This window comes from Pseudomonas sp. L-22-4S-12, assembly GCF_009799935.1.
Taxonomy (GTDB): Bacteria; Pseudomonadota; Gammaproteobacteria; order Pseudomonadales; family Pseudomonadaceae; genus Aquipseudomonas.
The window spans coordinates 20,549-46,573 of sequence record NZ_WELL01000010.1 but is presented as its reverse complement, the minus strand read 5'-3'; the positions used below and the strand labels follow the sequence as shown (position 1 = coordinate 46,573).

The following is a 26,025-nucleotide window of genomic DNA, read 5'->3' as shown; positions in this document are numbered from 1 at the left end:
TGTTGTTATTGAGCCCAGGAGGGCTTGCGCTTCTGCACGAAGGCCATGGTGCCTTCCGCGCCTTCGCTGCCCAGCACCGCTTCGGCGAACTGGCCGGCGGCGTGGTCGAGCAGGCTGCCGAGGTGTTCCGTCTCGGTGGCCAGCAGCAGCGCCTTGGTTGCCGCATTGGCGCCGGGAGCGCACTGGCGCACCTGTTGCAAACATTCGGCGAGGCGGTCGACCACGGCCTGGTCGTCGGCTTCGCTGAAGTGCACCAGGCCCAGGCGTAGCGCCTCGGCACCGTCGAAACGGGCGGCGGTCAGGGCCAGGCGACGGGCCTGGGTCAGGCCGATGCGCTTGACCACGAACGGCGCGATCTGCGCCGGCAGAATCCCCAGGCTGGTTTCCGGCAGGCCGAACTTGGCGCCCTGGTGGGCGATGGCGATATCGGACACGCAGGCCAGGCCGAAGCCGCCGCCCAGCACCGCGCCTTCCAGCACGGCGACCAGCACCTGCGGCGCGCACTGGGCTTCCTCCAGCAGGCTGCCGAAGGCGCGGTTCAGCTCGCGATAGGCGTCGCCACGCCCTTCACCTTGAGAGCGTGCTCTGGCGCCGGCCATGTCCTTGATGTCGCCACCGGCGCAGAAGTGGCCGCCAGCGCCGCGCAGCACCAGGGCGCGCACAGCCTGGTTGCCGCGTACCGCACGCAGCACCGCGCGCAGTTCCTCGACCATGGCCAGGCTCATGGCGTTGCGGCTGTCCGGGCGGTTGAGGGTGACGTAGAGCACGCCCTCGACCAGCTCCAGCAGCAGGGTTTCGCAGCGGGGTAGGTCACTCATGTAGCACCTCGGTAACGATTCGCGGCTGAAGCCGCTCCCACGGTTCGTGATCTTTCCCACGCTCTGCGTGGAATAGGCTGGCGATGAGGTTATTTTTTCTTGCCGGGCAGAATGCCCATCAGCTTGCAGATGATGCCCAGCATGATTTCGTCGGCACCGCCGCCGATGGAGACCAGGCGCACGTCGCGGTAGGCGCGCGACACCGGGTTGTCCCACATGAAGCCCATGCCGCCCCAGTACTGCAGGCAGGCATCGGACACTTCACGGCCGAGGCGGCCGGCCTTGAGCTTGGCCATGGAGGCCAGCTTGGTCACGTCGCGGCCCTTCACGTACATCTCGGTGGCCTGGTAGACCAGCGCGCGCAGGCACTCGATCTCGGTCTGCAGCTCGGCCAGGCGGAAGTGGATGACCTGGTTGCCGATCAGCGGCTGGCCGAAGGTCTGGCGCTCCTTGCAGTACTCGATGGTGCTGTCGACGCAGTGCTCCAGGCCCTTGATCATGTTGGCCGCGCCGAACAGGCGTTCTTCCTGGAACTGCAGCATCTGCATCATGAAGCCGGCGCCTTCGTGGCCGATGCGGTTGCGCTGCGGTACGCGCACGTTGTCGAGGAACACCTGGGCGGTCTCCGAGCTGCGCATGCCGAGCTTGTCCAGGTGCGGGCTGACACTGATGCCCGGGGTATTCATCGGCACCACGATCAGCGACTTGTTGACGTGGGGCTTGTCGTCGCTGGTGTTGGCCAGCAGGCACATGAAGTCGGCGCTAGGGGAGTTGGTGATCCACATCTTGCTGCCGTTGATCACATAGTCGTCGCCGTCCTTGCGCGCGGTGGTCTTCAGGCCCGCCACGTCGGAACCGGCGCCGACTTCGGAGACGCCGATGCAGCCGACCATGTCGCCGGCAATCGCCGGCTTGAGGAACTCCTCGCGCAGCTCGTCGGAGCCGAAGCGCGCCAGGGCCGGGGTGCACATGTCGGTCTGCACGCCGATCGACATCGGGATGCCGCCGCAGCGAATGGTGCCGAACTCTTCGGCGGCGACGATCGAGTAGCTGTAGTCCAGGCCCATGCCGCCGAATTTCTCCGGCTTGGAGATACCCAGCAGGCCCAGGTCGCCGGCCTTCTTGAAGATTTCGTGGATGGGGAATTTGCCGGCCTTTTCCCACTCGTCGACGTGCGGGTTGATTTCCTTGTCGACGAAGTTGCGTACGGTGCGGCGGAGTTCTTCGTGTTCCTGGGTAAAGATCATTTTTGTTGTTCTCCTCGGACAATAACGGGGTTGCGTAGGTTGGGTTGAGCCTGCGAAGCCCAACGAGCTGCAGGGTTCAGCGCGTTGTTTGTTGGGCTTAGTCGCAGGCTCCTCAACCCAACCTACGGTTCAAAGGCGGGCTACGCCGAAGCTGTTGGGTTTGAGCGGCCGCACTTCGGCCTCGGCGCAGATATCCAGCAGGAAACCGAGCAACTTGCGCGTGTCACGCGGGTCGATCAGGCCGTCGTCCCACAGGCTGGCGGTGCCGTACAGCGCGGTGGACTGGCTGTCGAGCTTCTGCGCGGTGGCCATTTCCAGCATGTCGAGCATCTTCGGGTCGGCTGGGTTGCCTGCCTTGAGGTGCTTGTCCTCGGTGACGATGCGCAGCACCTTGCCGGCCTGGGCGCCGCCCATGACCGCGGTCTTGCTGTTGGGCCAGGCGAAGATAAAGCGCGGATCGAGCCCGCGACCGCACATGGCGTAGTTGCCGGCGCCGTAGGAGCCGCCGACCACGATGGTCAGCTTCGGCACGCGGGCGTTGGCCACCGCCTGGATCAGCTTGGAGCCGTGCTTGATCACGCCGTTCTGTTCCGACTCGGTGCCGACCATGAAGCCGGTGGTGTTGTGGAAGAACAGGATCGGCGTGTTGCTCTGGTCGCACAGCTGGATAAATTGCGCCGCCTTGGCCGCCCCGCACGGGGTGATCGGCCCGTTGTTGCCGATGAAGCCGCAGGGCTGGCCTTCGATGGCCAGGTGGCCGCAGACGGTCTGGCTGTCGAACTCGTTCTTGAAGTCGAGGAACTGCGAGCCATCGGCGATGCGGGCGATGATCTCGCGCACGTCGTAGGGCTTCTTGGCATCGGCCGGGACGATGCCGAGCAGTTCTTCGGCCGGGTACAGCGGCTCGCTGTAAGTCTTGGCCGGGCGAGTTGGCAGCTGTGCGTTCCACGGCAGCAGGCCGGCGATCTCGCGGGCAATGCGCACGCCATCGGCGTCGTTCTCGGCCAGGTATTCGGCGGTTCCGGCGACCTGGGCGTGCATCTCGGCGCCGCCCAGTTCTTCGTCTGTGGCCACTTCACCGGTGGCGGCCTTGAGCAGCGGCGGGCCGGCGAGGAACATCTTGGCCTTGCCGCGCACCACCACCACGTAATCCGACAGGCCCGGCTGGTAGGCCCCGCCTGCGGTGCTGGAGCCATGCACCACGGTGATCTGCGGCAGGCCCATGGCCGACATGCGTGCCTGGTTGGCGAAGCCGCGCGCGCCCTCGACGAAGATGTCGGCGGCGTAGTTGAGGTTGGCGCCGCCGCTCTCGGCCAGGGTGATCACCGGTAGTTTGTTTTCCACGGCGATCTGCTGCAGGCGCAGGGATTTCTTCAGCCCGGTGGGCGAGATGGTGCCGCCCTTGATCGCGCTGTTGTTGGCGATCACCAGGCAGCGCACGCCGGCCACGTAGCCGATGCCGGCGATGATGCCGCCGCCGGCCTGGGTGCCGTCCTTGTCGTCGTGCAGCTTGTAGCCGGCCAGCGAGGCCAGTTCGAGGAACGGTGCGCCGGAATCGAGCAGCAGGTTGATGCGCTCGCGCGGCAGCAGCTGGCCGCGCTTGATGAACTTGGGCTTGGCATCAAAGGCCTTGTCGAGGACCTTCTGTTCGACGTCGCGGAAGCTGGCGATGGTCGCCAGCATGGCCTCGCGGTTCTGTGCGAAGCTGTCGCCGTGGACGTCGAGTTCGGACTGAATCACCGGCATCGCATCACTCTCCCTGGTCTTTCAGTACTTCGGGCACATAGGCCCGGTGGAAGCCGTTGTAGGACTCGCTGTTTTTCGCCTTGCCCAGGGTCCAGGCACGGGTGCCCTGGCTGGCGGCGCCGTCGATGCGGATGGTGTTGCCGCTGATGAAGTTGGCGCCGGGGGAGAGCAGGAAGACGATGGCCGCCGCCACTTCCGACTCGGTGCCGATGCGCTGCAGCGGCACGTGATCCTTGAGGTTGCGGATCATGTTCTTCATCGACTCGGGGTAGGTGTCCATGCCGCTGGAGGCGATCCAGCCCGGCGCCACGGCGTTGACCCGCACGCCGGCGTGGCCCCACTCGTAGGCGGCGGTCTTGGTGAAGTTCTCCATGCCGGCGCGGGCGGCGCCGGAGTGGCCCATGCCGGGCATGCCGCCCCACATGTCGGCGAGCATGTTGACGATGCTGCCGCCGGTCTTGCTCATGCTCTGGCTGAATACTTCGCGGGCGATCAGAAAGCCGCCCACGAGATTGGTTCTGACCACGGTCTCAAAGCCTTTCTGGTTGATCGACACCAACGGCGCGGGGAACTGGCCGCCGGCGTTGTTGACCAGGTGATGGATCGGCCCGCGCTCGGCGATCACTGCCTTGACCATGGCCTTGACCGCTTCTTCCTCGCGGATGTCGCACACGGCAAAGCTGGCGCTGCCACCATCCTCGGCGATTTCGCCGGCGGTCTTTTCCAGCTTCTCCAGCTTGCGCCCGACCAGCACCACATGGGCGCCGAGGTGGGCCAGTTCATGGGCCACGCAGCGGCCGATGCCGCTACCGCCGCCGGTGACCAGGATGGTCTGGCCGCTGAACAGGCCGGGTTTGAAGACTGAGTCGTAGCTCATTGTTGTTGTCCTTTTCAGTCTTTTGTAGGAGCAGCTTTAGCCGCGATGGGCCAGAGGAGAAGCATCGCGGCTAAAGCCGCTCCTACAGGGAAAGTAGGGCCTGGGGCACCGGAATCGGGAACTCCAGCAACTGCTGGGCGAAGGCCTTGCCCTGCGGGTCGATGCGCAGGCTGGTCACGCCGCCGCCACCGAGGGCGTTCTCCAGCAGGAAGTTGAGGCTGTGGCTGCCCGGCAGGTACCAGCGGCTGACCTTGCCGGTCTGGCCATCGAGCACGTGCTGCATCCATTCGGCCACGGCACCCTCGGAGAGCGCAGCCGCGATCCAGGCCAGATACTCGGGCTTTCTGGCCATCACGCCGATATTGCTGTGGTTGCCCTTGTCGCCGGAGCGGGCCACGGCCAGCTTGATCAGCGGCACCGTGGCGTCGGCCTGGTCGCTGGCGGCCGGTACTGCGACGTCGGCGGCGATCTGCGCCGGGCTGAAGGCATCCAGCTGGGGCAGGGCGAGCGGGCTGCGCTGGCCATTGAGTTCCACTTCCAGGCTGCAGGCACTTTTGTCGACCAGGAAGCTGAACAGACGAATCACCGGGTACACGGTGGGGCGCCCGCCGACTATGCCGGTCAGGCCTGGGGCCATGCCGGTGGCGGCCTGGGCGATCTCGCGGGAGAACAGGATCAGCGCTTCCTTCTTCGCATGGCGCACGCCGATCTTGACCACTACTTCGCGGGTGTCGCGGCGCTGGCCGCGCGGACCGTAGGTGGCTTCCGAGCCGAGCAGCTCGATGCAGACTTCCTTGTACGGGCCCCAGCCGCGCGCGGCGAACATCTCCTCGGTCTTGCCGATGATCGCCTGGCTGACCCGTTCGGCCTTGGCCACCGCGTCGATGCCGGCCAGCAGGCAGCTGGCGGTGCAGCGGAAGCCGTCCGGATGGGTGGCGCTGACCTTGTACTGCGCGGTCGGCGGCAGGCCGCGGGCGCCTTTCAGTTCGACGCGGTTTTCGCCGACCTGGGCGAGCTGCACCTGTGTGAAGTCGCAGATCACGTCGGGCAGGTAATAGGCGCGCGGGTCGCCGATCTCGTAGAGCATCTGCTCGCCAACCGACAGGGTGGAGATCAGGCCGCCGGTGCCCTCCGGCTTGCCGACCACGAAACTGCCGTCGGCCTGCACCTCAACCACCGGGAAGCCGATATGTTCGTAGTCCGGCACGTCGCGCCAGTCGGTGAAGTTGCCGCCGGTGCACTGCGCGCCGCATTCGATGATGTGCCCGGCCAGGGCAGCCTGGGCCAGCTTGTCGTAATCGCTCCAGGCCCAGGCGAATTCGTGCACCAGGGCAGCGCTGACCACCGCGCTGTCGACCACGCGGCCGGTGATGACGATGTCGGCACCAAGCTTGAGCGCCTCGACTATGCCCGGCGCGCCGAGGTAGGCGTTGACCGATACGCACATCGGCGGCAGCGCGGCGCCCGTGAACATCTCCACGGTGCCAGCCTTGGCCAGCTCACCGAGCTTGGGTTGCAGGTTGTCGCCGTGCAGCACGGCGATCTTCAGCTCGACGCCGGCCTTGGCGCAGGCGGCGCTCAGGGCAGCGGCGCAGGCGCTGGGGTTGACCCCGCCGGCGTTGCTGATCACACGGATGTTCTTCGCGGCGATCTCACCGAGCAGCGGGGCGAGCACTTCGACGAAGTCGGTGGCGTAGCCTTCGTCCGGCTTCTTCATCCGTGCGCCGGCCATGATCGACATGGTCACTTCGGCCAGGTAGTCGAACACCAGGTAGTCCAGCTCGGTGCCGCGCACCAGCTGGGCGGCGGCGGTGGAGGTGTCGCCCCAGAAGGCGGAGGCGCAGCCAATGCGGATGGTCTTGCTCATTTATGGGGTTTCCATCGACGGCAGAAGATGAATGGGACATTACCAAGCAAGCGCTTGGTTGAAAAGCGCTGCGAGTAACTTTTTAGCCAAGCGCTTGCTTGGGTGGCCGGGGCGCCGTAAATTTCGTCCATATAGCCCTCATCCACGCAGGCAGTCTGCAGGACTGCCTGGTTGTTTTAGCTGGAGAAACGCGTTTGGACGATCACAAGGCTCGCGCCGTGATGCAGCAATTGGTGGCCAGCGGCCAGGTGACCGACCCGGAAAGCGCCCGTGGCAAGCTGCTGCAGACCGCTGCCCACCTGTTCCGCAGCAAAGGCTACGAGCGCACCACGGTGCGCGATCTGGCCGGTGCGGTGGGCATCCAGTCCGGCAGCATCTTTCACCACTTCAAGAGCAAGGACGAAATCCTGCGTTCGGTGATGGAGGAGACGGTGCGCTACAACACGGCGCTGATGCATGCGGCCCTGGCCGATGCCAGCGATCTGCGCGGGCGGGTGCTGGCGCTGATCCGTTGCGAGTTGCAGTCGATCATGGGCGGCACCGGCGAGGCCATGGCCGTGCTGGTTTACGAGTGGCGCTCGCTGTCCGACGAGGGCCGTGCGCACATCCTCGCCCTGCGCGACACCTACGAGCAGATCTGGCTGGACGTGCTCGGCGAGGCCCGCGCCGCCGGCTACGTCAAGGGCGACCCGTTCATCCTGCGCCGTTTCCTCACCGGCGCGCTGAGCTGGACCACCACCTGGTTCCGTCAGGACGGCAAGATGAGCCTCGACCAGCTGGCCGAAGAAGCCCTGGCGCTGGTGATCAAGGAAGGTTGAGGCGGACCGGCCCCTCTGGATAACGCCAAGGGGCGCCGCACGTGCTATGCGCACCGGCCGATGCGCTTTGGCCGCGCCGCCTGGCCAACATTTTTCAACGGCCTGCTAAGCTGCAGGCGAAGACCCCGCGAACGTGCGGGAACAGGGACGTGGTTGGCTGTAGCGTTGTTCCCCATGGTGCCTGCTCCTGTTCGAGGTGTTCGCGTTGTCTGTGCTTGCCCGCCTACTGCTGCTCATGCTGACCCTGTGTCTGCTGCCGCCCGCCATGGCCGCGCAACTGGTGCGGGTCGGCGCCTATCATTTCCCGCCCTATGTGACCAAGCCGGAAAGCCCGGCGCCCGGTGGCCTGCTGCCCGAGCTGCTGGCGGCGCTGAACGCGGCCCAGGACGACTACCGCTTCGAGCTGTTGCCGACCTCGGTCACCCGGCGCTACCGGGATTTCATCCAGGGGCGCTATGACCTGATCCTGTTCGAGTCGCCGAACTGGGGCTGGCAGGGCGTCGAGATGGACAAGCTCGACCTGCATATCAGCGATGCCGAGGTGTATGTCGCCCGGGCCGAGCCCGGCCGTGGCCAGGACTATTTCGCCAGCCTCAAGGGCAAGCGCATGGCCCTGTACAGTGGCTACCACTACGGCTTTGCCGGGTTCAACTCAGACCAGGAGTACCTCCGCCGCACCTTCAGCGCGGTGCTCACCTATTCCCACGACAGCAACCTGCGCATGCTGCTGCATGGCCGCGCCGAGCTCAGCGTGGTGCCACGCTCCTACCTGCACCTGTACCAACAGAGCAACCCGCAGGAGCGCGAGCGGCTGCTGGTGTCCGCGCGCACCGATCAGGTCTATCACCACCATGCCCTGCTGCGCCGCAACGGCCCGCTCGGGGCGCAGGCACTGGCCGAGCTGCTGGCTCGCCTGCAGGCCAGTGGCCGGCTGGCACAGTTGCTCGAGCGCTATCAGCTGCACGCCACCACGGACGCAGCGCTGGAGCAGGCCGACCCTATGCAGTTGTGACGTGCTGGGCTAGGCTTGGCAAAGGAAAGTTGTCGGTGGGGTCAGTATGGAGCTTTGCGGTCGCGGACGCTGGCAAGCCTGTCTGCTGGCACTGCTCGGCATGGGCGGTGGCACGGCCATGGCCGCGCAAACCGTGCAGATTGCGGCCGTGCATTTCCCTCCCTACGTGATCAAGCCGGAGCAGGGCGTGCAGCAGGGCCTGCTCAGCGAACTGGTCGCGGCGCTCAACCAGATCCAGGGCGACTACCAGTTCGTCCTGCGGGCCACTTCGCTGAATCGGCGCTTCGGCGATTTGCAGCAGGGCCGCATCGACATGGCCATCTTCGAGAACCCGGACTGGGGCTGGCAGGGCATCCCCGGGGCGCGCATCGATCTGGGCCTGGAAGATGCCGAGGTCTTCATCGCCCGGGTGCAGTCGGGGCGCGACCAACGCTACTTCGAAAACCTGATGGGCAAGCGCATGGCCTTGTTCAACGGCTACCACTACGGTTTTGCCGGCTTCAACAACGACCCGCTCTGGCTGGAGGAGAACTTCCAGGCCAAACTGACCTATTCCCATGAAAGCAACCTGAACATGGTGCTGCGCGGGCGCGTCGATGTGGCGCCGATCACCCGCTCCTGGCTGGGAGCCTACCTGCGCGAAAAGCCCGAGTTGCGCGAGCAGCTGCTGGTTTCCGAGTGGGTCGACCAGGTCTACCGGCATTACGCGATCCTGCGGCCGCAGGCGCCGATCAGCGCCGAGCGCTTTCGCCAGCTGATGCAGCAATTGCGCGCCAATGGCCAGCTGACCCGGGTGTTCGCGCCCTACGGCATCGAGGTCAGGCCACGCGTAGCGGGTAGCTCAGCAACAGCAGATGCAGCAGATTGACCGCCCCGTGCAGGGCGATGGCCAGGCTCAGGCGCCCGCTGCAGTGGAACGCCAGGCCGTAGCCGAGGCCGGCCAGGGCGGCGACTAGGGCAAATAGCGGGCTGAACGGGATATGCGCGGCGCCGAACAGCGCGGCGGTCAGCAGCAGCCCAGGCCACAGGCCCAGCAGTTTGATCAGCTGCGGTTGCAGCCAGGCGCGGAACAGCAACTCCTCGGCCAACACCGCCACCCCCAGGTTCACCGCCAGCCATAGCCACAGGCCCTGCGGCCATTTCGGTTGCCAGCTCACCACACCCAGCAGCAGTGCCAGCAGCGGCACCAGCAGCAAGGTCGGGCCCATGACCAGCCACACGGGTTTGCCCAGGGGCTGGCTGCGCGACGGCTGGCCCAGCCACCAGGCCAGCAGAGTCAGGCCGAGCAGCAGCTTGTCCCAGGACAGGCGCAGGGCATAGGGCCGAGCATCCGCACTGATCTGCCGGGGCGGCCACAGTTCGACAGGCAGGAAGCCGGGCAGCAGGTGGGCGGCCAGGGCGATGCCGGCGAGCAGGCCGCCCGACCACCACAGCCAGTGCGGCAGGTAGGGGCCGGCGAACAGCAGCCAGCCGATCAGCAGAATGGCAAACAGCAGGCCCAGCGGCTGGATAAAACCGAACGCCAGGCCCAGGCCGAGGGCTATGACCGGCAATAGCAAGCGCAGGTGCAGGGGTGGCATGCAACTTCCTTGTGGCGTAGCCCGGATGCCATCCGGGGCAGGACGAGTAGCGGATTTTCGGCGGCAGGTGGACCGTGCTTAGTGGTCTTTAGCGTCCTTGGCATCTTGCTCGGCATTGCGCGCATGGATGCGCTTGAGCTGTTCTTCGCTCAGCGGCAGCTTGCGTGCGCTGTCGCGCAGCAGCATCAGGCTGCCGACGATTGAGCCGAGGGCGAGGATCATGATTAACCAGGCATACCAGGGCATTAGGTTTCTCCTTTCGTTACAGCTCCACCATAACCCCCTACGCCAGACCTGTCAGTTGCCCAGCACACTTAGCAGGCTGCTGTCGTCCTTCAGCTCGACTCCAGACAATTGCAGGCGCAGGGCCTGACGGGCGAGGAACTCCAGTTTGTGCGCGGCCAGGGCATAGGGCAGGCCCTCGGGGCGCACGTTGGAGATGCAGTTGCGCTGGCTGTCCATCATGCCCGGCCGCGGCTGGTAGGTCAGGTAGATACCCAGGCTGTCCGGCGAACTGAGCCCCGGTCGTTCGCCGATCAGCACGATGACCAGGCGCGCGCGCAGGGCCTCGCCGATGCCGTCGCCAATCGCCACGCGGCCCTGTTCGGCCAGCACCACCGGGGTGTTGGCCCAGTCGGTGGCGAAACGTTCGCGCAGCAGTTCCAGCAGGGGCAGGGCATGGCGCTGGATGGCCACCGCCGACAGGCCATCGGCGAGGACGATGGCCAGCTCCGGTGCGGCCAGTTCGTGCAGCAGGCGGGCCCGGCACTCCTCGCTGAGGTGGCGGCCGTAATCCGGGCGCAGCAGGTAGGTCTGCCGGTCGCTGGCGTTGCTGTGCACCTGCAGGGTGCGGAAGCCGGCGTGACGCAGTTGCTGCTTGAGTTCGGCGAAATCCAGCGGGCGGTGCACGGCATCGCGGGCCTGGGCGTGGGCCAGGCCGAACTTGAGTACTTCGCGGGTCGGCAGGCTCGAACCGACCCGGCCCAGGGCGATGCGCGCCGAGGTGTGCGCGCGCAGCTCGTCCCAGGGGTTGGCTTGCGTCAGGTCCTGGTCGCTCATCAGGCGGCTCCCGAAACGAAAGGCAGTTGCTTGAGCAGGTGGTGGCCGCGACCGATCTCGCGCAGCGCGCCGGAAGGCTCGGTGATCGCCATGCGCGTGAGCCAGGCGTCGAATTCCGGGGCGCGCTTGAGGCCGAGGACCGAACGCAGGTACAGCGCGTCGTGGAACGAGGTGCTCTGGTAGTTGAGCATGATGTCGTCGGCGCCGGGTATGCCCATGATGAAGCTGAGGCCGGCCGCACCGAGCAGGGTCAGCAGGCTGTCCATGTCGTCCTGGTCGGCTTCGGCATGGTTGGTGTAGCACACGTCGCAACCCATCGGCAGGCCCAGCAGCTTGGCGCAGAAGTGGTCTTCCAGGCCGGCGCGGATGATCTGCTTGCCGTCGTACAGGTACTCCGGGCCGATGAAGCCGACCACGGTATTCACCAGCAGCGGCTTGAATTCGCGGGCTACCGCATAGGCGCGGGTCTCGCAGGTCTGCTGGTCGACGCCATGGTGGCCGCCGGCCGACAGCGCGCTGCCCTGGCCGGTCTCGAAGTACATCAGGTTGTCGCCGACTGTGCCGCGCTTGAGGCTCAGCGCCGCCTCGTGGGCTTCCTTGAGAATGGCCAGCGACACGCCGAAGCTGGCGTTGGTCTTCTCGCTGCCGGCGATCGACTGGAACACCAGGTCGATCGGCGCGCCGGCCTCGATGGCCTGGATCTGCGTGGTGACGTGGGTCAGCACGCAGCTCTGCATGGGGATGTCGAAGTGCTGGCGCACCTCGTCCATCATCTGCCACAGGCGCATCAGGGTCGGCAGCGAGTCGCTGGCCGGGTTGATGCCGACGGTGGCGTCACCCGAGCCATACAACAGGCCGTCGAGCAGGCTGGCGGCGATGCCGCGCACGTCGTCGGTGGGGTGGTTGGGCTGCAGGCGCACCGAGAGGTGGCCGGGCAGGCCGATGGTGTTGCGAAAGCGGGTGATCACCCGGCACTTCTTGGCCACCAGGATCAGGTCCTGGTTGCGCATCAGCTTGCTCACCGCGGCCACCATCTCCGGGGTCAGGCCCATGGCCATGGCACTCAGGGTGGCGCTGTCGGTGGAGTCGAGCAGCAGCCAGTCGCGCAGGTCGCCGACGGTGAGGTGGCTGATCGGGGCGAAGGCGCGCGCGTCGTGGCGGTCGATGATCAGCCGGGTGACTTCGTCCTGCTCGTAGGGAATCAGCGCCTCGTTGAGGAAGGCCTTGAGCGGCACGTCGGCCAGGGCCAGCTTGGCCGCCATGCGTTCTTCGTAGGTGGCGGCGGCGAGGCCGGCCAGGTAGTCGCCGGAGCGCGCCGGGCTGGCCTTGGCCAGCAGGGTCTTGAGGTCGGCGAAGCGGTAGACCTGGTTGCCGACGGTGGTCTGGAAGGGCATGGCGGGCTCCAGCCGAGTGCGCGAGTGAAAAAGCGAGCCCCGGCATGCCGGGGCTCGCGTTGCAGCATAGAGCTTTTATCAGGCGGCTTCACCGCTGAGCAGCGCATCGCTGGGGGCATCGGCCCGCTGCTGGGCGGTGAGCTGGAAGTAGGCGAAGCCGACCGCCATGAAGCCGAGGAAGATCAGGCCGATGGTGGTGTTGAACCAGGCCATGGCGACCAGGCAGACCAGCGCCAGGGCCAGGGCGATGCCCGGTACCAGCGGGTAGCCGGGGGCCATGAAGCTGCGCTCCAGGTTCGGCTCGCTCTGGCGCAGCTTGAACAGGCTGAGCATGCTCATGATGTACATGACAATGGCACCGAACACGCTCATGGTGATCATCGCCGCGGTCAGGCTCATGCCCTGCAGGTTGATCAGGCCGTCGCTGTAGATCGCCGCGATGCCGACCACGCCGCCGGCGAGGATCGCCCGGTGCGGGGTGTGGAAGCGCGACAGCTTGGCCAGGCCCTTGGGCAGGTAGCCGGCACGGGCCAGGGCGAAGAACTGCCGCGAGTAGCCGAGGATGATGCCGTGGAAGCTGGCCACCAGGCCGAACAGGCCGATCCACACCAGCATATGCAGCCAGCCGGAGTTTTCGCCGACCACGGTCTTCATCGCCTGCGGCAGCGGGTCGTTGATATTGGCCAGGGTGCTCCAGTCGCCGACGCCGCCGGCCATGATCATCACCCCGAGGGCCAGCGCCACCAGGGTCAGGATGCCGCTCAGGTAGGCCTTGGGAATGGTGCGCTTGGGGTCCTTGGCTTCCTCGGCGGCCATCGCCGCACCCTCGATGGCGAGGAAGAACCAGATGGCGAAGGGGATGGCGGCGAAGATCCCGGAAATCGCCGGCAGGCCGAACTCGTTGCTGCCGGCCCAGCCATTGAGCACGAAGTTGCTGAAGCTGAAGCCCGGCGCGACCACGCCCATGAACACCAGCAGTTCGGCCACGGCCAGCACGGTCACCACCAGCTCGAAGGTGGCGGCGATGCTCACCCCGAGGATATTCAGACCCATGAAGATGATGTAGGCGCCGACCGCCGCGTGCTTCGGATCGAGCCCGGGAAACTGCACGTTGAGGTAGGCGCCGATGGCCATGGCGATGGCCGGCGGGGCGAAGACGAACTCGATCAGCGTGGCCAGACCGGCGATCAGCCCGCCTTTCTCGCCGAAGGCGCGGCGGCTGTAGGCGAACGGGCCGCCGGCATGGGGGATGGCGGTGGTCAGCTCGGTGAAGCTGAAGATGAAGCAGGTGTACATGGCCGCGACCATCAGCGCGGTGATCAGGAACCCCAGGGTGCCCGCCACGCCCCAGCCGTAGCTCCAGCCGAAATACTCCCCGGAAATCACCAGGCCGACGGCGATGCCCCACAGGTGCAGGGTGCCGAGGCTGGCTTTGAGTTGTGTGGTCATGCGCTGTTCCCCTGTGCATTCAACCTGAGATGGGCGATGCAGTGCACTGCCTGTGCCAGGTCGGCGCAAGTCGCGCCAGCCGGCGCTTTGCCCGGCTCCGGAGGGGCTTGGCTGCTGCAGAGTGGTGCGCGGCGGGGCCGGCGCGATGCGTTTCGGTACGCGGCGAGGCGCGGGCGCGCCTGCCGCGGCGGCGTGACGGCTGTCACACGCCGGCAACCTGGTGCTGCTTCAATGCCGGCCATTCGTACTGTTCGGGATTGGTTCCATGGATGTTGTTCCCGCCCTGACCCACTTGCTGCGGCCGATTTCGCCCTTGCTCGCCACAATCAGCATCAGCGACGTGGCCGACCAGTTGTTGCGCCCCGAGCACCAGGCCTTCCTCTCGCTGCCGGTGGTGGATGAGCACGGCCGGCCGCTGGGCCTGGTCAGTCGTTCGACCCTGCAGGACATCTTCATGCAGCGCTTCGGCCGCGACCTGTGGGGGCGCAAGCCGGTAAGCGAGGTGATGAATCCGGCGCCGCTGGTGGTCAGTCAGCACACCAGCCTGGAGGAGGCGGCGCGGCAGATCACCGCGCAGCTGCAGTCGCCGATCCGCGACGACTTCATCCTGATCGACGAACACGGCCTGTATCGCGGCCTGGGCACCGTGCTCGACCTGCTCAAGGCCATGGAAAGCCGGGTGACCCAGCGCAACCTGGTACTGCGCAAGGCGCTGGTCGAGCTCAAGGAGTCCCAGGCGCAACTGGTGCAGTCGGAGAAGATGGCCTCGCTGGGGCAGATGGTCGCCGGCGTGGCCCACGAGCTGAACACCCCGCTGGGCTACGTGACGAACAACCTGCAGCTGCTGCGCGAACTGACCACGCCGCTGCTCGACCTGGCCGAGGCCCAGGCCCGCCTGGGCGATTGCCTGGCTGATCCGGCCTGCCGCGAAGACGCTCTGGCCCAGGCCTTCGACGGCGCGGCCCGGGCTCGCGCGCTGGCGGCTCCCGAGCTGCTGGGCGACGACCTGACGCAACTGTTCGACGACACCCGCTACGGCCTGCAGCAGATCGGCGAACTGGTGGTCGGCCTCAAGGACTTCGCCCGCCTGGAACGCGCCATGAGCGAGGAGGTCGATCTCAACGACTGCATCCGCAGCGCCCTGCTGATCGCCCGCAACCACATCAAGGACAAGGCCGAGGTGCAGCAGCAGCTCGGCGAGCTGCCGCGCATCGCCTGCGCGCCGTCGCAGATCAACCAGGTGCTGCTCAACCTGCTGAACAACGCGGCCCAGGCCATGGACGGCTTCGGCCGCATCCAGCTGAAGAGCTGGGCGGACGCGCGGCAGGTGCTGATTTCCGTGCAGGACAACGGCCGCGGCATGCCGCCGGAGGTGCTCAAGCGCATCTTCGACCCGTTCTTCACCACCAAACCGGTGGGCCAGGGCACCGGCCTGGGCCTGTCGATCAGTTTCAAGATCATCCAGGACCACGGCGGCAGCATCCGCGTGGTGTCTGAACCGGGGCGCGGCACGCGCTTCCTGATCAGCCTGCCGCATGGCCAGGCTGCCGCCCTGCAACGGAGCGCCTGACCCATGAACCCACCGATCCGCATCCTGTTCGTCGACGACGAGGAGCGCATCCTGCGCAGCCTCGCCCTGCAGTTTCGCCGCGACTACGAGGTGCTTACCGAGAGCGATCCGCGCCGCGCCCTGGAACGCCTGCGCCACGAGCCGGTGCAGGTGATCGTCAGCGACCAGCGCATGCCGCAGATGAGCGGCGCCGAGTTGCTGGCCCAGGCCCGCGAGCTGCAGCCGGACGCCATGCGCATCCTGCTGACCGGCTATTCCGATCTGGAGGCGGCGATCGAGGCCTTGAACGATGGCGGCATCTTCCGTTACCTGACCAAACCCTGGGACCCGCAGGAGATGGCCTTTACCCTGCGCCAGGCCGCGCAGATTGCCCAGAGCCAGCAACAGCTGCCGGCGCGTGCCACATTGCCAAGCGCGCCGCAGGGGTTGAATGTGCTGCTGCTGGATGACGCCGAGGAAACCTTCGACTGCGTGGGCGCCTTCTGCATGACCGGCGGCCATCGCCTGCTGCGTGCCGCCAGCCTGGGCGAGGCGCTGCGAGTGCTCAACAGCGAGCGGGTCGACCTGCTGGTCAGCGACCTGCGCCTGGCCGGCGAGGACACCGCGCCGTTGCTCAAGAGCCTGGCCCAGGCCCATCCGAAGTTGCTCAGCCTGGTGGTGACGCCGTTCTGCGATACCCAGGCGCTGCTCAAGCTGATCAACGAGGCGCAGATCTTCCGCTACCTGCCCAAGCCGGTCCGCCGCGGCCTGTTCGACAAGGGCCTGCGCGCCGCGGCCGAGCAGGCACTGATCTATCGCGCGCAGCCACAGCAGCTGGTCACTCGCCTGGCCGAGGTGCCGCGCGAGCAGCCCGAACGCGAGCGGGTCGGCAGCCTGCTGGGCATGCTCGGCCGCCTGCGCGAACGGCTCAGCGCCTGAGCCGCGGGCTTCCGCTCATCGACAAGGAGTACTCGGATGAACATTCGCATGAACCAGGTCGCCGAGCGCGGCTGGCTGGTCGAGTTCGGCCACTGTGCCGTGCCGTTTAGTTCGCAGGAGGCGGCCGGCCAGTTCGTCGAGCGCCTGCGCCAGCGTCTGGCGGCCCCGCATCGCCTGCCGCTGCGGGACGCCGATGGCCGCCTGGCGCAGCCGCTCGACCAGCCGGCCGCGGCGCTGTCCTAGTTCGGCCGCGCTGCGCACATGAAAAAGCCCCGCATGGCGGGGCTTCTGCAGAGCGACATGGCTCAGAGCGGCTGGATCTTGACCAGCATGCCCAGGCTGCCGTGGTCCAGGTAGGTCAGTTCGCCGTTCTTCAGGCGACTGCGCTGCTTCATGTGCTCGCTGCCGGTGAGCAGGCCGTCGGCGTCGAACTGGTTGACCCAGATATTGGCGTCGATATCGACCAGGCGTTCCAGCTGGGTGAGGGCGATGGCGCCTTCCACCGGGTAGTGGCCGAACTGCTCGTTGCCGATGCTCAGCGCCGCCTTGCTCGGCACCGCGCCCAGGCTCTGGGTCCAGCCCTTGTGCAGCAGCACCTGGTAGCCACTGCCGGGGTTGAGCTTGTCGGCGACTTCGGTCAGCGCCACCGGGCGCTCGCTGGCGCTGATCGGCTGGGCGCCCAGGGCCCAGTCGTCCGGCGCCGGCTGGCTGGCGACCACGGGCTGGCCGGCTTGGCGGAACACGATGACCTCGATCTGGTACAGCGCATCGGCGAAGGCCGACGGTGCCAGCAGGCAGAGCAGCAGGGTGAAGTGGCGGAACGCGCGCATGGGGGTCAGTCCTTTAAACAGATTGCGAGAGTAGACGCTCGAGCAGGGCCTCGAGGGTATTGAAACGTTCTTCCGGGCGCTCCATCGGCACCTGGAACTTGAACATCGTTGCGCCTTCAAACTTGTAGCGCTTGGGTTGGCTCTGGATCAGCTTGATCAGGGTCAGCGGATCGACACAGGTGGTGGCGGCGAACTCGATGCGTCCGCCCTGCGGGCCGGCATCGATCTTCTTGATCCCGAGCTTCTCTGCCTGCAGCTTGAGCAGGGTGATGCGCACCAGGTTCTTGGTCGGGTCTGGCAGCAGGCCGAAGCGGTCGATCATCTCTACCTGCAGCTCCTTCAGGCCATCTTCGTCGGCGGCGTTGGCGATGCGCTTGTAAAGGATCAGTCGTGCGTGCACGTCCGGCAGGTAGTCTTCGGGGATCAGTGCGGGAACCCGCAGGTTGATCTCGGGGCCGCCGCCGAGTGGCTGGTCGAGGTTGGGTTGCTCGCCCTTGCGGATGGCTTTGACCGCGCGTTCGAGCATTTCCATATAGAGGGTGAAGCCGACCGCCTGGATCTGTCCGCTCTGGCCGTCGCCGAGCAGTTCGCCGGCGCCGCGGATTTCCAGATCGTGGGTAGCCAGGACAAAGCCGGCGCCGAGGTCCTGGGCGTTGCTGATGGCTTCCAGGCGCTTCTGTGCGTCTTCGGTCATCTGCTTGCGCGGCGGAGTCAGCAGGTAGGCGTAGGCCTGGTGGTGGCTGCGACCGACGCGGCCGCGCAGCTGGTGTAGCTGTGCCAGGCCGAACTTGTCGGCGCGCTCGATGAGGATGGTGTTGGCGCTCGGCACGTCGATGCCAGTTTCGATGATGGTCGAGGCGATCAGCACGTTGAAGCGCTTGTGATAGAAGTCGCTCATCACCTGTTCCAGCTCGCGCTCGCGCATCTGCCCGTGGCCGATGCCGATGCGCGCTTCCGGCACCAGCTCGGCCAGGTCGGCGGCGCACTTCTCGATGGTCTTCACGTCGTTGTGCAGGTAATACACCTGGCCGCCGCGCAGCAGCTCACGCAGCAGCGCTTCCTTGATCGTCGGGTTGTTCTGCTCCATGACGAAGGTGCGCACCGACAGGCGGCGCGCCGGCGGGGTGGCGATGATCGACAGGTCGCGCATGCCGGCCACGGCCATGTTCAGGGTGCGTGGAATCGGCGTGGCGGTCAGGGTGAGGATGTCCACCTCGCTGCGCAGGGCCTTGAGCTGTTCCTTCTGGCGCACGCCGAAGCGGTGTTCCTCGTCGATGATGCACAGGCCCAGGTCCTTGAAGCGCACATCGTCCTGCAGCAGCTTGTGGGTGCCGATGACGATGTCGATCTTGCCTTCGGCCAGTTTGGCCACCGCCTCGTTGACCTCCTTGGCCGACTTGAAGCGGCTCATCACTTCGACCGTCACCGGCCAGTCGGCGAAGCGGTCGCGGAAGCTGTTGTAGTGCTGCTGGGCGAGCAGGGTGGTCGGTACCAGTACCGCCACCTGACGACCGCTATGTACGGCAATAAAGGCCGCGCGCATGGCCACTTCGGTCTTGCCGAAGCCGACGTCGCCGCAGACCAGGCGATCCATCGGTTTGGGTGCGAGCATATCGGCCAGCACCGCTTCGATGGCGGTCTGCTGGTCCGGGGTTTCCTCGAAAGGGAAGCCGGCGCTGAAGGTGGCGTAGTCGGCCAGTGGGTCCTTGAATGCATAGCCTTCGCGGGCGGCGCGGCGGGCGTAGATGTCGAGCAGCTCGGCAGCGACATCGCGCACCTGCTCGGCGGCTTTGCGCTTGGCCTTCTGCCAGGTTTCCGAACCCAGGCGGTGCAGCGGGGCTAGGGCGTCATCGCTGCCGGTGTAGCGGGCGATCAGGTGCAGGCTGGCCACCGGCACGTACAGCTTGGCTTCCTCGGCGTACATCAGGGCGAGGAATTCGGCGGCCTGGCCGTCGATTTCCAGGGTAACCAGGCCCAGGTAGCGGCCTACACCGTGGTCGATATGCACCACCGGCGAGCCTTCACGCAGCTCGGTGAGGTTCTTGATCACGTTGTCGCCACCATCGCGCGATTTCTCGCGGCGGCGGCGCTGCATCACGCGCTGGCCGAACAGCGGGCTCTCGGCGATCAGGGCGATGTCGTCGAGCAGCAGGCCTTCGTCCAGCGGGGCGATGCAGATGCCCAGGCGTGACTGGCTCTCGGCGAACTCCGGCCAACCGCCGACTTCCAGCGGTTTCAGCTTGAGGCGGGCGAGCAGCTCCAGCAGCACTTCGCGGCGCCCGGCCGATTCGGCGCAGAACAGCACCCGGCCGGGGTACTCCTCGATAAAGCGCCGTAGCGCCGCCAGCGGCTCGCTGGCCTTGGCCTGGATCGCCAGGTCGGGCAGGGCGCGGGCGTCGAAGCGCTCGCGGCCGACGCCGGTTTCGATATCGGCCGGGTCGGCGACCACCCGCGGCCAGTTCTTCAGGCGGGCGAAGCAGTCTTCCACCGGCAGGAACAGGTCGGCCGGCGGCAGCAGCGGGCGCTCGGGGTCGACCTTACGGTCTTCATAGCGGGCGCGGGCGTCGGTCCAGAAGTGTTCGGCGGCCTTCTCGATGCCGGGCAGGGAAAACACCTGGGTGTCGCCCGGCAGGTAGTCGAACAGGGTGGCGCTTTCTTCGAAGAACAGCGGCAGGTAGTACTCGATGCCGGCCGGGGTGATGCCGGTGGAAAGGTCCTGGTAGATCGGGCAGCGGCGGAAATCCACGTCGAAGCGCTCGCGGAAGCGGCCGCGAAAATCGGTGACGGATTTCTTGTCCAGCGGGAATTCGCGGGCCGGCAGCAGGCGGATCGACTCGACCTTGTCCACCGAACGCTGGGTTTCCGGGTCGAAGGTGCGCAGGGTCTCGATCTCGTCGTCGAACAGGTCGATGCGAAACGGCGTCTCGCTGCCCATCGGGAACAGGTCGATCAGCGCGCCGCGCACGGCGAACTCGCCGTGCTCGTAGACGGTATCCACGCAGCGGTAGCCGGCGGCTTCCAGGCGCGCGCGCATTTCGTCGACATCCAGCTTCTGGCCGACGTCCAGCACCAGCCCGGAGCCGAGCAGGAAGCGGGTCGGCGCCAGGCGGTGCAGGGCGGTGCTGATCGGCACCACCAGCACGCCGTGCTTGAGCTGCGGCAGGCGGTAAAGCGCGGCGATGCGCTGGGAAATGATGTCCTGGTGCGGGGAAAACAGGTCGTAGGGCAGGGTTTCCCAGTCGGGAAAGTGCAGCACCGGCAGGTCCGGGGCGAAAAACGCCAGTTCTTCCTGCAGGCGCTCGGCGCTCTGGCTGTCGGCGGTCAGCAGCAGGGTGAAGCGCTTGGCGGCGCTGGCGGCTTCGGCAATCGCCAGGGACAGCGCGGCGCCGGGCAGGTTGCCCCAGTGCTGCTTGCCGCTGGCGGCGGGTAGTTTCGGCAGGTGCAGTACGGACACGGGTGGCACTACGGCTGGGGAACAGGGTCGCGATTGTAACCAAGTGCAGGGTGGCGGGCGAGCCAGCCGAACGGTTGTGCGCTTGCGCCGTTGCATTGCCCTGCGTGGGTCGGCCTACACTGCAGCCAACCGACTCAAGGAGTGTGTCCATGGTTGAGCAGCAGTCTTCAGTTTCTTCCACCAAGGGGCTTGGCCTGATGGCCTGCACCGCATTGGTGGTGGGTAACATGATCGGTTCGGGGATTTTTCTGCTGCCGGCCTCGCTGGCGCCCTACGGCCCCATCTCGCTAGCTGGCTGGCTGCTGACCTCCTGTGGTGCGCTGGTGCTGGCGATCCTTTTCGGCCGGCTGTCGCAGCTGGTGCAGAAGACCGGTGGTCCCTACGCCTATACCGAGGCGGGCTATGGCGAATTCGCCGGATTCCTCATCGCCTGGGGCTACTGGATCACCCTCTGGACCGGCAATGCCGCGGTGGCGGTGGCGCTGGCCGGCTATGTCGGCTACCTGTTCCCGGCGATCGGTGAGTCTTCGGGCTACAGCCTGTTGACGGCACTGGCGGCGATCTGGTTGCTGACGCTGATCAACGTGCGCGGGGTGAAGGAGGCGGGGGCCGTGCAGGTGCTGACCACCGTGCTCAAGCTGGTGCCGCTGCTGTTGATCGGCGTGCTGGGCTGGTGGTGGGTAGAGCCGGCCCACTTCGCCGTGCTCAATCGCAGCGAGCAGTCCGACCTGGCAGCGATTTCCGCGGCAGCGGCAGTCACGCTGTGGGCCTTCCTCGGGCTGGAGTCGGCCACGGTACCGGCCGGCGAGGTCGTCGAGCCGGCGAAAACCATTCCGCGCGCCACCCTGTTCGGCGTGCTGCTGGCGGCAAGCGTGTACATGGCCGTGTCGGCGGTGGCCATGGGGGTGCTGCCAGCCGATCAGCTGGCGGCCTCCAGTGCGCCGCTGGCCGATGTGGCGCGTTCGATGTGGGGCGAGGTCGGCGGCGTGCTGGTGGCTGTCGGGGCGGTGATCGCCACCTTCGGCACCCTCAACGGTTTTACCCTGCTGACCGGCCAGGTGCCCTATGGCGCCGCGCTGGATCGGGTGTTTCCACGCAGTATGGGGCGCCTGTCGCGCTTCGGCACGCCGGCCAATGCGCTGGTGTTTTCCAATCTGCTGGCCTCGATCCTGGTGGTGATGAACTTCGCCCAGGGTCTGGTCGGCGCGTTCAGCGCGATCATCCTGCTGGCCGTCATGGCCAGCCTGGTGCCTTACGCCTTCTGTGCGCTGGCCGAGCTGATGATCCGTCTCAAGGGCAGGGAGGGCTTGCAGGGGGCGGCCCTGTTCAAGGTCGGCCTGCTCGGTGGGCTGGGTTTTCTCTACAGCGGCTGGGCAATCTACGGTGCCGGTGCCGAGACGGTCTATCTGGGCACCCTGTTGCTGCTTGCCGGCATCCCGGTACATGTCTGGATCAAATGGCACAACGACCGCGCCGATCGCCGCGCGGCATCTACCTGAGGCGATGTCCGGTGCTGGTGGACCCTATCGCGGCCCACCGGTTCGGGCGTGACGGTGCGCTTGCCGGCCCTGAACGCCCCGGGCGCTTAAGGGCGGGAGGCGTGCGGCGGGGTGGCGACAGGCGCGCATTGCTCAGGCGCGCGTGCGCCGTCATAATGTAGCCCCTTTTTTCAGCCCCTACATGTGGAAGGTATTGCCCGTGACTCAGAAGCCCGACCAGTGTCTCGGTGAGTGGATCGATCGCGAAGCCCTCGCAGAAGCGATGATTCCGATGATTGGCCAGCTCTACCGCAACAACAGTGTGGTGACCTCGATCTACGGCCGTGGTCTGATCAACCGTTCGGTGATCGACATTCTCAAAGCCCACCGCTTCGCCCGTCACCGCCTGGCTGATCAGGGCGAACTGTCGGTGCACGATACCTTCCCGATCCTCAAGGCCATGGGCGAGCTCAAGCTGGGCGCCGCTTCCGTGGACCTGGGCAAGATGGCCTGCAAGTTCAAGGCCGAAGGCGCTGGCCGCAGCGTCGAGCAGTTCGTCAAGGACGAGCTGGCCGATGTGGTGGGCAAGCAGAACGGCTCCGGCCGCGAAGGCACCGACGTGGTGCTGTATGGCTTCGGTCGCATCGGCCGCTTGCTGGCGCGCATCCTGATCGAGAAGACCGGTGGTGGCGACGGCCTGCGTCTGCGCGCCATCGTCGTGCGCAAGGGCGCGACCAATGACCTGGTCAAGCGCGCCAGCCTGCTGCGCCGCGACTCGGTACACGGCAAGTTCAACGGCACCATCACCATCGATGAAGCCAACAACACCCTGACCGCCAACGGCAACCTGATCCAGGTGATCTACGCCAAGGACCCGAAGGAAGTCGACTACACCCAATACGGCATCAAGAACGCCCTGCTGGTGGACAACACCGGCGTCTGGCGTGATGCCGACGGCCTGGGCCAGCACCTGGCCTGCCCGGGTGTCGATCGCGTGGTGCTGACCGCACCGGGCAAGGGCGCGCTGAAGAACATCGTGCACGGCATCAACCATGGCGAAATCACCGCCGACGACAAGATCATCTCGGCCGCTTCCTGCACCACCAACGCCATCGTGCCGGTGCTCAAGGCGGTGAATGACCAGTACGGCATCGTCAATGGCCACGTCGAAACCGTTCACTCGTACACCAACGACCAGAACCTGATCGACAACTTCCACAAGGGCGATCGCCGTGGTCGCAGCGCGCCGCTGAACATGGTGATCACCGAGACCGGTGCCGCCACTGCAGCCGCCAAGGCCCTGCCGGTACTCAAGGGCAAGCTGACCGGCAACGCGATTCGCGTACCGACGCCGAACGTCTCCATGGCCATCCTCAATCTGAACCTGGAGAAGGCCACCAGCCGCGAAGAAATCAACGAATACCTGCGCCAGATGGCCATGCATTCGGATCTGCAGAAGCAGATCGATTTCGTCCAGTCGCAGGAAGTGGTGTCCACCGACTTCGTCGGTTCGCGCCACGCCGGCGTGGTCGATGCCGAAGCCACCATCGTCAACGACAACCGTGTCGTGCTGTACGTGTGGTACGACAACGAGTTCGGCTACAGCTGCCAGGTGGTCCGCGTGATGGAAGAAATGGCCGGGGTCAACCCGCCAGCCTTCCCGCGCTAAGCCGCGAGAGCGTCAAACAAAACGGGAGCCTAGGCTCCCGTTTTGCATTTCAGCGGCCCGCGAAATCAGCGATCAGCCAGCAGTTGCTCGCGCAGTTTGTCCGACAGGCCCTCGGGGGCCAGCCAGATGCCCAGGTAGGCGCGGGCCAGTTCGCTATTGCTGCTGCGGAAAACCTCGCTGCCGTTGCGCTCCAGGGTCAGTCCCTGCTGTGCCGAGTAGTTCAGGGCGTAGCGATCACCGGGGCGGATATCACGGAAAGTGGCGTGCAGGGCATCCACTTCAGGTTTCAGTTTTTCAAGCTGGGTGGTGCTGTGCTGGCGCTCCAGGGTTGTCCAGGCGGCCTTGAGCACATCTTCCTTGGCGATTTCGCGGTAGTAATACAGTTCCAGTCGCTGCGCGGCGGGTTGGCTGACGGCTTGGCTTGGGTTGATGCTGGCTTCGGTGTAGAAGGCGGCGGAATAGACGTCGGCCCATAAATAGGTGAGCAGTGCCTGGTTCTTGCGCTCCAGTGGCGTGCCGGCCAGCACATAGGTGCTGCTGAAGCCAGCCTGGTCGAGGATGGGGTTGTCGCTCTTGGCCAGCAGGTTGCCGTTGCCGATGAGTACTAGGGTCAGTATAAGCAGGTAGCGCATGGAGCAAGCTCCTCGGAATTTCAGTGGTTTTCGCTGCTGCTGACCAGGGCGTCAAGTATCCCGCTGTTGCTTGGTGTTACGACTTGCGGGTCGAAACAGAAACTGGCGGGTGGGCAGTACGGGGTTATCTCCTTATAATCCCAAGGCTTTTCACTTCGGGGCTACCTTTGGGCCGTTATTGGCGTTGGCTGTGCTGGCTGCAGTCGAGGGCTTCCGGTTGTGTTCCAACTCTGCAAAAGCACTGATTTCAGTGTTTGGACCACTCAATGATCAAAATAAAATGTGGGCTGGATTTGCCCATCAGCGGTGCCCCCGAGCAGCGCATCGATGATGCCCGTGCCGTGCGCAGCGTTGCCTTGATGGGGTGCGATTATCACGGGATGAAGCCGACCATGGCCGTGCAGGTCGGCGACCGGGTCAAGCTTGGTCAGGTGCTGTTCTCCGACAAGAAGAATCCGGGCGTGCACTTCACCGCGCCGGGTGCCGGCGTGGTCAGTGCCATCCATCGCGGCGAGCAGCGCGTGCTGCAGTCGGTGGTGATCGACCTGGAGGGCGATGACGCCATCGCGTTCGCCCGCTACGAGGCGGCCCAGTTGGCCAGCCTGGAGCCCCAGGCCGTGCGTGACAATCTGCAGCAGTCCGGTCTGTGGACTGCGCTGCGCACACGCCCGTTCAGCAAGGTGCCGGCCGTGGATGCCGTGCCCAGCTCGATCTTCGTGACGGCCATCGATACCCAGCCCTTGGCGGCAGATCCTGCAGTGATCATCGCCGAACAGGCGGCCGACTTCGAAAACGGCCTGAAAGTCCTTGCCCGTCTGGCCAAGGTCTTCCTGTGCAAGGCCGAAGGCGTGCAGTTGCCGGGTGAAAGCCTGCCGGGCGTGCACTGCGAGGCCTTCAACGGCCCGCACCCGGCTGGTCTTCCGGGTACCCATATCCACTTCCTCGACCCGGCCAGCGCGACCAAGAGCGTGTGGCACATCGGCTGTCAGGACGTGATTGCCATCGGTCAGCTGTTCACCACGGGCCAGCTCAGCGTGGCGCGCGTGGTGTCGCTGGCCGGTCCGATGGTCGACAAGCCGCGCCTGCTGCGCACCCGTCTCGGCGCCAGCCTGGACGAGTTGACCGCTGGCGAGCTGCAGTCTGGCCATAACCGGGTGATTTCCGGTTCGGTGCTGGGCGGCCGCACCTCGCGCGGTGCTTTCTCTTTCCTGGGGCGTTACCACACGCTGGTTTCCTGCCTGCACGAAGGTCGTGAGCGCGAGTTCCTGCATTACCTGCGCGCCGGGGTGAACAAGCACTCGGTGCTGAACATCTTCGTTTCCAAGCTGCAGGCGGCCAAGCGCTTCGCCTTCGACACCAGCACCAACGGCAGCCCGCGCGCCATGGTGCCGGTGGGCAACTACGAGGCGGTGATGCCGCTGGATATCCTGCCCACCCAGTTGCTGCGCTACCTGATCGTCGGCGATACCGAGATGGCGCAGAAACTCGGCTGCCTGGAGCTGGACGAGGAAGACCTGGCGCTGTGCACCTACGTCTGCGCCGGTAAGTACGAATACGGTCCGATCCTGCGGGACAACCTGACCCGCATCGAGAAGGAGGGCTGATCC

General features: G+C 66.0%; 22 protein-coding genes. 9 read left to right on the top strand and 13 right to left on the bottom strand.

Features of this window, described 5'->3' with window-relative positions; all coding sequences use genetic code 11:
- Positions 1 to 5 precede the first annotated feature (5 nt).
- The 5 genes from F3I16_RS19025 to F3I16_RS19005 form a co-directional block, all read right to left on the bottom strand.
- Positions 6 to 818 carry an enoyl-CoA hydratase/isomerase family protein gene (locus F3I16_RS19025; RefSeq protein ID WP_160495103.1) on the bottom strand — a complete coding sequence of 271 codons (813 nt, stop codon included), beginning with the start codon at positions 816 to 818 and terminating at the stop codon, positions 6 to 8.
- Positions 819 to 907: 89 nt separating this feature from the next.
- Complete coding sequence (gene atuD / locus F3I16_RS19020; protein WP_160495102.1) at positions 908 to 2,065, bottom strand: citronellyl-CoA dehydrogenase; 1,158 nt, start codon at positions 2,063 to 2,065, stop codon at positions 908 to 910.
- A gap of 129 nt (positions 2,066 to 2,194) precedes the next feature.
- The gene (atuC, locus tag F3I16_RS19015) at positions 2,195 to 3,811 is read right to left on the bottom strand and encodes a geranyl-CoA carboxylase subunit beta (protein ID WP_160495101.1); all 1,617 of its coding nucleotides are present in this window, start codon (positions 3,809 to 3,811) and stop codon (positions 2,195 to 2,197) included.
- 4 nt (positions 3,812 to 3,815) lie between these two features.
- The gene (locus F3I16_RS19010) at positions 3,816 to 4,688 is read right to left on the bottom strand and encodes an SDR family oxidoreductase (protein WP_160495100.1); all 873 of its coding nucleotides are present in this window, start codon (positions 4,686 to 4,688) and stop codon (positions 3,816 to 3,818) included.
- Positions 4,689 to 4,770: 82 nt separating this feature from the next.
- Positions 4,771 to 6,555: an acyclic terpene utilization AtuA family protein gene (locus F3I16_RS19005; RefSeq protein WP_160495099.1), complete on the bottom strand. Its 1,785-nt coding sequence runs from the start codon at positions 6,553 to 6,555 to the stop codon at positions 4,771 to 4,773.
- 194 nt (positions 6,556 to 6,749) lie between these two features.
- On the opposite strand from F3I16_RS19005, the gene F3I16_RS19000 reads away from it, so the two are divergent.
- From F3I16_RS19000 to F3I16_RS18990, 3 genes are all read left to right on the top strand, one after another.
- Positions 6,750 to 7,373, top strand: coding sequence for a TetR/AcrR family transcriptional regulator (locus F3I16_RS19000; RefSeq protein WP_160079542.1), 624 nt, complete (start codon positions 6,750 to 6,752; stop codon positions 7,371 to 7,373).
- A 235-nt stretch (positions 7,374 to 7,608) separates the two neighbouring features.
- A complete protein-coding gene (locus F3I16_RS18995; RefSeq protein WP_160495172.1) occupies positions 7,609 to 8,385 on the top strand; it encodes an ABC transporter substrate-binding protein in 777 nt (258 codons plus the stop codon).
- Positions 8,386 to 8,503: 118 nt separating this feature from the next.
- On the top strand, positions 8,504 to 9,253 hold the full coding sequence (locus F3I16_RS18990) for a substrate-binding periplasmic protein (protein ID WP_372239662.1): 750 nt from the start codon (positions 8,504 to 8,506) through the stop codon (positions 9,251 to 9,253).
- On the opposite strand, the gene F3I16_RS18985 is transcribed toward F3I16_RS18990, so the two are convergent.
- The 5 genes from F3I16_RS18985 to eat form a co-directional block, all read right to left on the bottom strand.
- Complete coding sequence (locus tag F3I16_RS18985) at positions 9,204 to 9,965, bottom strand: CPBP family intramembrane glutamic endopeptidase (RefSeq protein ID WP_160495098.1); 762 nt, start codon at positions 9,963 to 9,965, stop codon at positions 9,204 to 9,206. The two genes, F3I16_RS18990 and F3I16_RS18985, sit on opposite strands and share 50 nt — an antisense overlap.
- Before the next feature lie 78 nt (positions 9,966 to 10,043).
- Positions 10,044 to 10,211 carry a DUF2897 family protein gene (locus F3I16_RS18980; RefSeq protein ID WP_160495097.1) on the bottom strand — a complete coding sequence of 56 codons (168 nt, stop codon included), beginning with the start codon at positions 10,209 to 10,211 and terminating at the stop codon, positions 10,044 to 10,046.
- A 51-nt stretch (positions 10,212 to 10,262) separates the two neighbouring features.
- Positions 10,263 to 11,024, bottom strand: a complete 762-nt coding sequence (eutC, locus tag F3I16_RS18975) for an ethanolamine ammonia-lyase subunit EutC (RefSeq protein WP_160495096.1) — start codon at positions 11,022 to 11,024, stop codon at positions 10,263 to 10,265.
- Entirely contained in the window at positions 11,024 to 12,418 is a 1,395-nt protein-coding gene (locus tag F3I16_RS18970) for an ethanolamine ammonia-lyase subunit EutB (RefSeq protein ID WP_160495095.1), read from the bottom strand. The genes eutC and F3I16_RS18970 overlap by 1 nt, the downstream gene beginning before the upstream one ends.
- Before the next feature lie 78 nt (positions 12,419 to 12,496).
- Positions 12,497 to 13,867 carry an ethanolamine permease gene (gene eat, locus F3I16_RS18965; RefSeq protein WP_160495094.1) on the bottom strand — a complete coding sequence of 457 codons (1,371 nt, stop codon included), beginning with the start codon at positions 13,865 to 13,867 and terminating at the stop codon, positions 12,497 to 12,499.
- Between the two features lie 265 nt (positions 13,868 to 14,132).
- On the opposite strand from eat, the gene F3I16_RS18960 reads away from it, so the two are divergent.
- The 3 genes from F3I16_RS18960 to F3I16_RS18950 are packed head-to-tail and all read left to right on the top strand — an operon-like array spanning position 14,133 to position 16,598.
- Positions 14,133 to 15,437 (top strand): ATP-binding protein, encoded by a 1,305-nt coding sequence (locus F3I16_RS18960; RefSeq protein WP_160495093.1) that lies wholly within the window; start codon positions 14,133 to 14,135, stop codon positions 15,435 to 15,437.
- Between the two features lie 3 nt (positions 15,438 to 15,440).
- Entirely contained in the window at positions 15,441 to 16,355 is a 915-nt protein-coding gene (locus F3I16_RS18955; protein WP_160495092.1) for a response regulator, read from the top strand.
- Between the two features lie 36 nt (positions 16,356 to 16,391).
- Positions 16,392 to 16,598 (top strand): iron-containing alcohol dehydrogenase, encoded by a 207-nt coding sequence (locus F3I16_RS18950; RefSeq protein ID WP_160495091.1) that lies wholly within the window; start codon positions 16,392 to 16,394, stop codon positions 16,596 to 16,598.
- Between the two features lie 62 nt (positions 16,599 to 16,660).
- On the opposite strand, the gene F3I16_RS18945 is transcribed toward F3I16_RS18950, so the two are convergent.
- Together F3I16_RS18945 and mfd are read right to left on the bottom strand one after the other, a co-directional pair.
- The gene (locus F3I16_RS18945) at positions 16,661 to 17,185 is read right to left on the bottom strand and encodes a CsiV family protein (protein ID WP_160495090.1); all 525 of its coding nucleotides are present in this window, start codon (positions 17,183 to 17,185) and stop codon (positions 16,661 to 16,663) included.
- A 13-nt stretch (positions 17,186 to 17,198) separates the two neighbouring features.
- Positions 17,199 to 20,639 carry a transcription-repair coupling factor gene (mfd, locus tag F3I16_RS18940; protein WP_160495089.1) on the bottom strand — a complete coding sequence of 1,147 codons (3,441 nt, stop codon included), beginning with the start codon at positions 20,637 to 20,639 and terminating at the stop codon, positions 17,199 to 17,201.
- Positions 20,640 to 20,788: 149 nt separating this feature from the next.
- On the opposite strand from mfd, the gene F3I16_RS18935 reads away from it, so the two are divergent.
- Complete coding sequence (locus tag F3I16_RS18935) at positions 20,789 to 22,138, top strand: amino acid permease (protein ID WP_160495088.1); 1,350 nt, start codon at positions 20,789 to 20,791, stop codon at positions 22,136 to 22,138.
- Between the two features lie 181 nt (positions 22,139 to 22,319).
- A complete protein-coding gene (locus F3I16_RS18930) occupies positions 22,320 to 23,786 on the top strand; it encodes a glyceraldehyde-3-phosphate dehydrogenase (RefSeq protein WP_160495087.1) in 1,467 nt (488 codons plus the stop codon).
- 65 nt (positions 23,787 to 23,851) lie between these two features.
- Here the strand turns inward: F3I16_RS18930 and F3I16_RS18925 are convergent, their stop codons facing one another.
- Complete coding sequence (locus F3I16_RS18925; RefSeq protein ID WP_160495086.1) at positions 23,852 to 24,418, bottom strand: chalcone isomerase family protein; 567 nt, start codon at positions 24,416 to 24,418, stop codon at positions 23,852 to 23,854.
- A gap of 266 nt (positions 24,419 to 24,684) precedes the next feature.
- On the opposite strand from F3I16_RS18925, the gene F3I16_RS18920 reads away from it, so the two are divergent.
- Positions 24,685 to 26,022 carry a Na(+)-translocating NADH-quinone reductase subunit A gene (locus tag F3I16_RS18920; RefSeq protein WP_160495085.1) on the top strand — a complete coding sequence of 446 codons (1,338 nt, stop codon included), beginning with the start codon at positions 24,685 to 24,687 and terminating at the stop codon, positions 26,020 to 26,022.
- Positions 26,023 to 26,025: the final 3 nt, after the last annotated feature.

Coding starts and splice junctions, on each gene's coding strand:
- F3I16_RS19025 (WP_160495103.1), bottom strand. CDS start 818: ATGAGTGACCTACCCCGCTGCGAAACCCTGCTGCTGGAGCTGGTCGAG.
- atuD (WP_160495102.1), bottom strand. CDS start 2,065: ATGATCTTTACCCAGGAACACGAAGAACTCCGCCGCACCGTACGCAAC.
- atuC (WP_160495101.1), bottom strand. CDS start 3,811: ATGCCGGTGATTCAGTCCGAACTCGACGTCCACGGCGACAGCTTCGCA.
- F3I16_RS19010 (WP_160495100.1), bottom strand. CDS start 4,688: ATGAGCTACGACTCAGTCTTCAAACCCGGCCTGTTCAGCGGCCAGACC.
- F3I16_RS19005 (WP_160495099.1), bottom strand. CDS start 6,555: ATGAGCAAGACCATCCGCATTGGCTGCGCCTCCGCCTTCTGGGGCGAC.
- F3I16_RS18995 (WP_160495172.1), top strand. CDS start 7,609: ATGCTGACCCTGTGTCTGCTGCCGCCCGCCATGGCCGCGCAACTGGTG.
- F3I16_RS18990 (WP_372239662.1), top strand. CDS start 8,504: ATGGCCGCGCAAACCGTGCAGATTGCGGCCGTGCATTTCCCTCCCTAC.
- F3I16_RS18985 (WP_160495098.1), bottom strand. CDS start 9,965: ATGCCACCCCTGCACCTGCGCTTGCTATTGCCGGTCATAGCCCTCGGC.
- F3I16_RS18980 (WP_160495097.1), bottom strand. CDS start 10,211: ATGCCCTGGTATGCCTGGTTAATCATGATCCTCGCCCTCGGCTCAATC.
- eutC (WP_160495096.1), bottom strand. CDS start 11,024: ATGAGCGACCAGGACCTGACGCAAGCCAACCCCTGGGACGAGCTGCGC.
- F3I16_RS18970 (WP_160495095.1), bottom strand. CDS start 12,418: ATGCCCTTCCAGACCACCGTCGGCAACCAGGTCTACCGCTTCGCCGAC.
- eat (WP_160495094.1), bottom strand. CDS start 13,867: ATGACCACACAACTCAAAGCCAGCCTCGGCACCCTGCACCTGTGGGGC.
- F3I16_RS18960 (WP_160495093.1), top strand. CDS start 14,133: ATGGATGTTGTTCCCGCCCTGACCCACTTGCTGCGGCCGATTTCGCCC.
- F3I16_RS18955 (WP_160495092.1), top strand. CDS start 15,441: ATGAACCCACCGATCCGCATCCTGTTCGTCGACGACGAGGAGCGCATC.
- F3I16_RS18950 (WP_160495091.1), top strand. CDS start 16,392: ATGAACATTCGCATGAACCAGGTCGCCGAGCGCGGCTGGCTGGTCGAG.
- F3I16_RS18945 (WP_160495090.1), bottom strand. CDS start 17,185: ATGCGCGCGTTCCGCCACTTCACCCTGCTGCTCTGCCTGCTGGCACCG.
- F3I16_RS18935 (WP_160495088.1), top strand. CDS start 20,789: ATGGTTGAGCAGCAGTCTTCAGTTTCTTCCACCAAGGGGCTTGGCCTG.
- F3I16_RS18930 (WP_160495087.1), top strand. CDS start 22,320: ATGTGGAAGGTATTGCCCGTGACTCAGAAGCCCGACCAGTGTCTCGGT.
- F3I16_RS18925 (WP_160495086.1), bottom strand. CDS start 24,418: ATGCGCTACCTGCTTATACTGACCCTAGTACTCATCGGCAACGGCAAC.
- F3I16_RS18920 (WP_160495085.1), top strand. CDS start 24,685: ATGATCAAAATAAAATGTGGGCTGGATTTGCCCATCAGCGGTGCCCCC.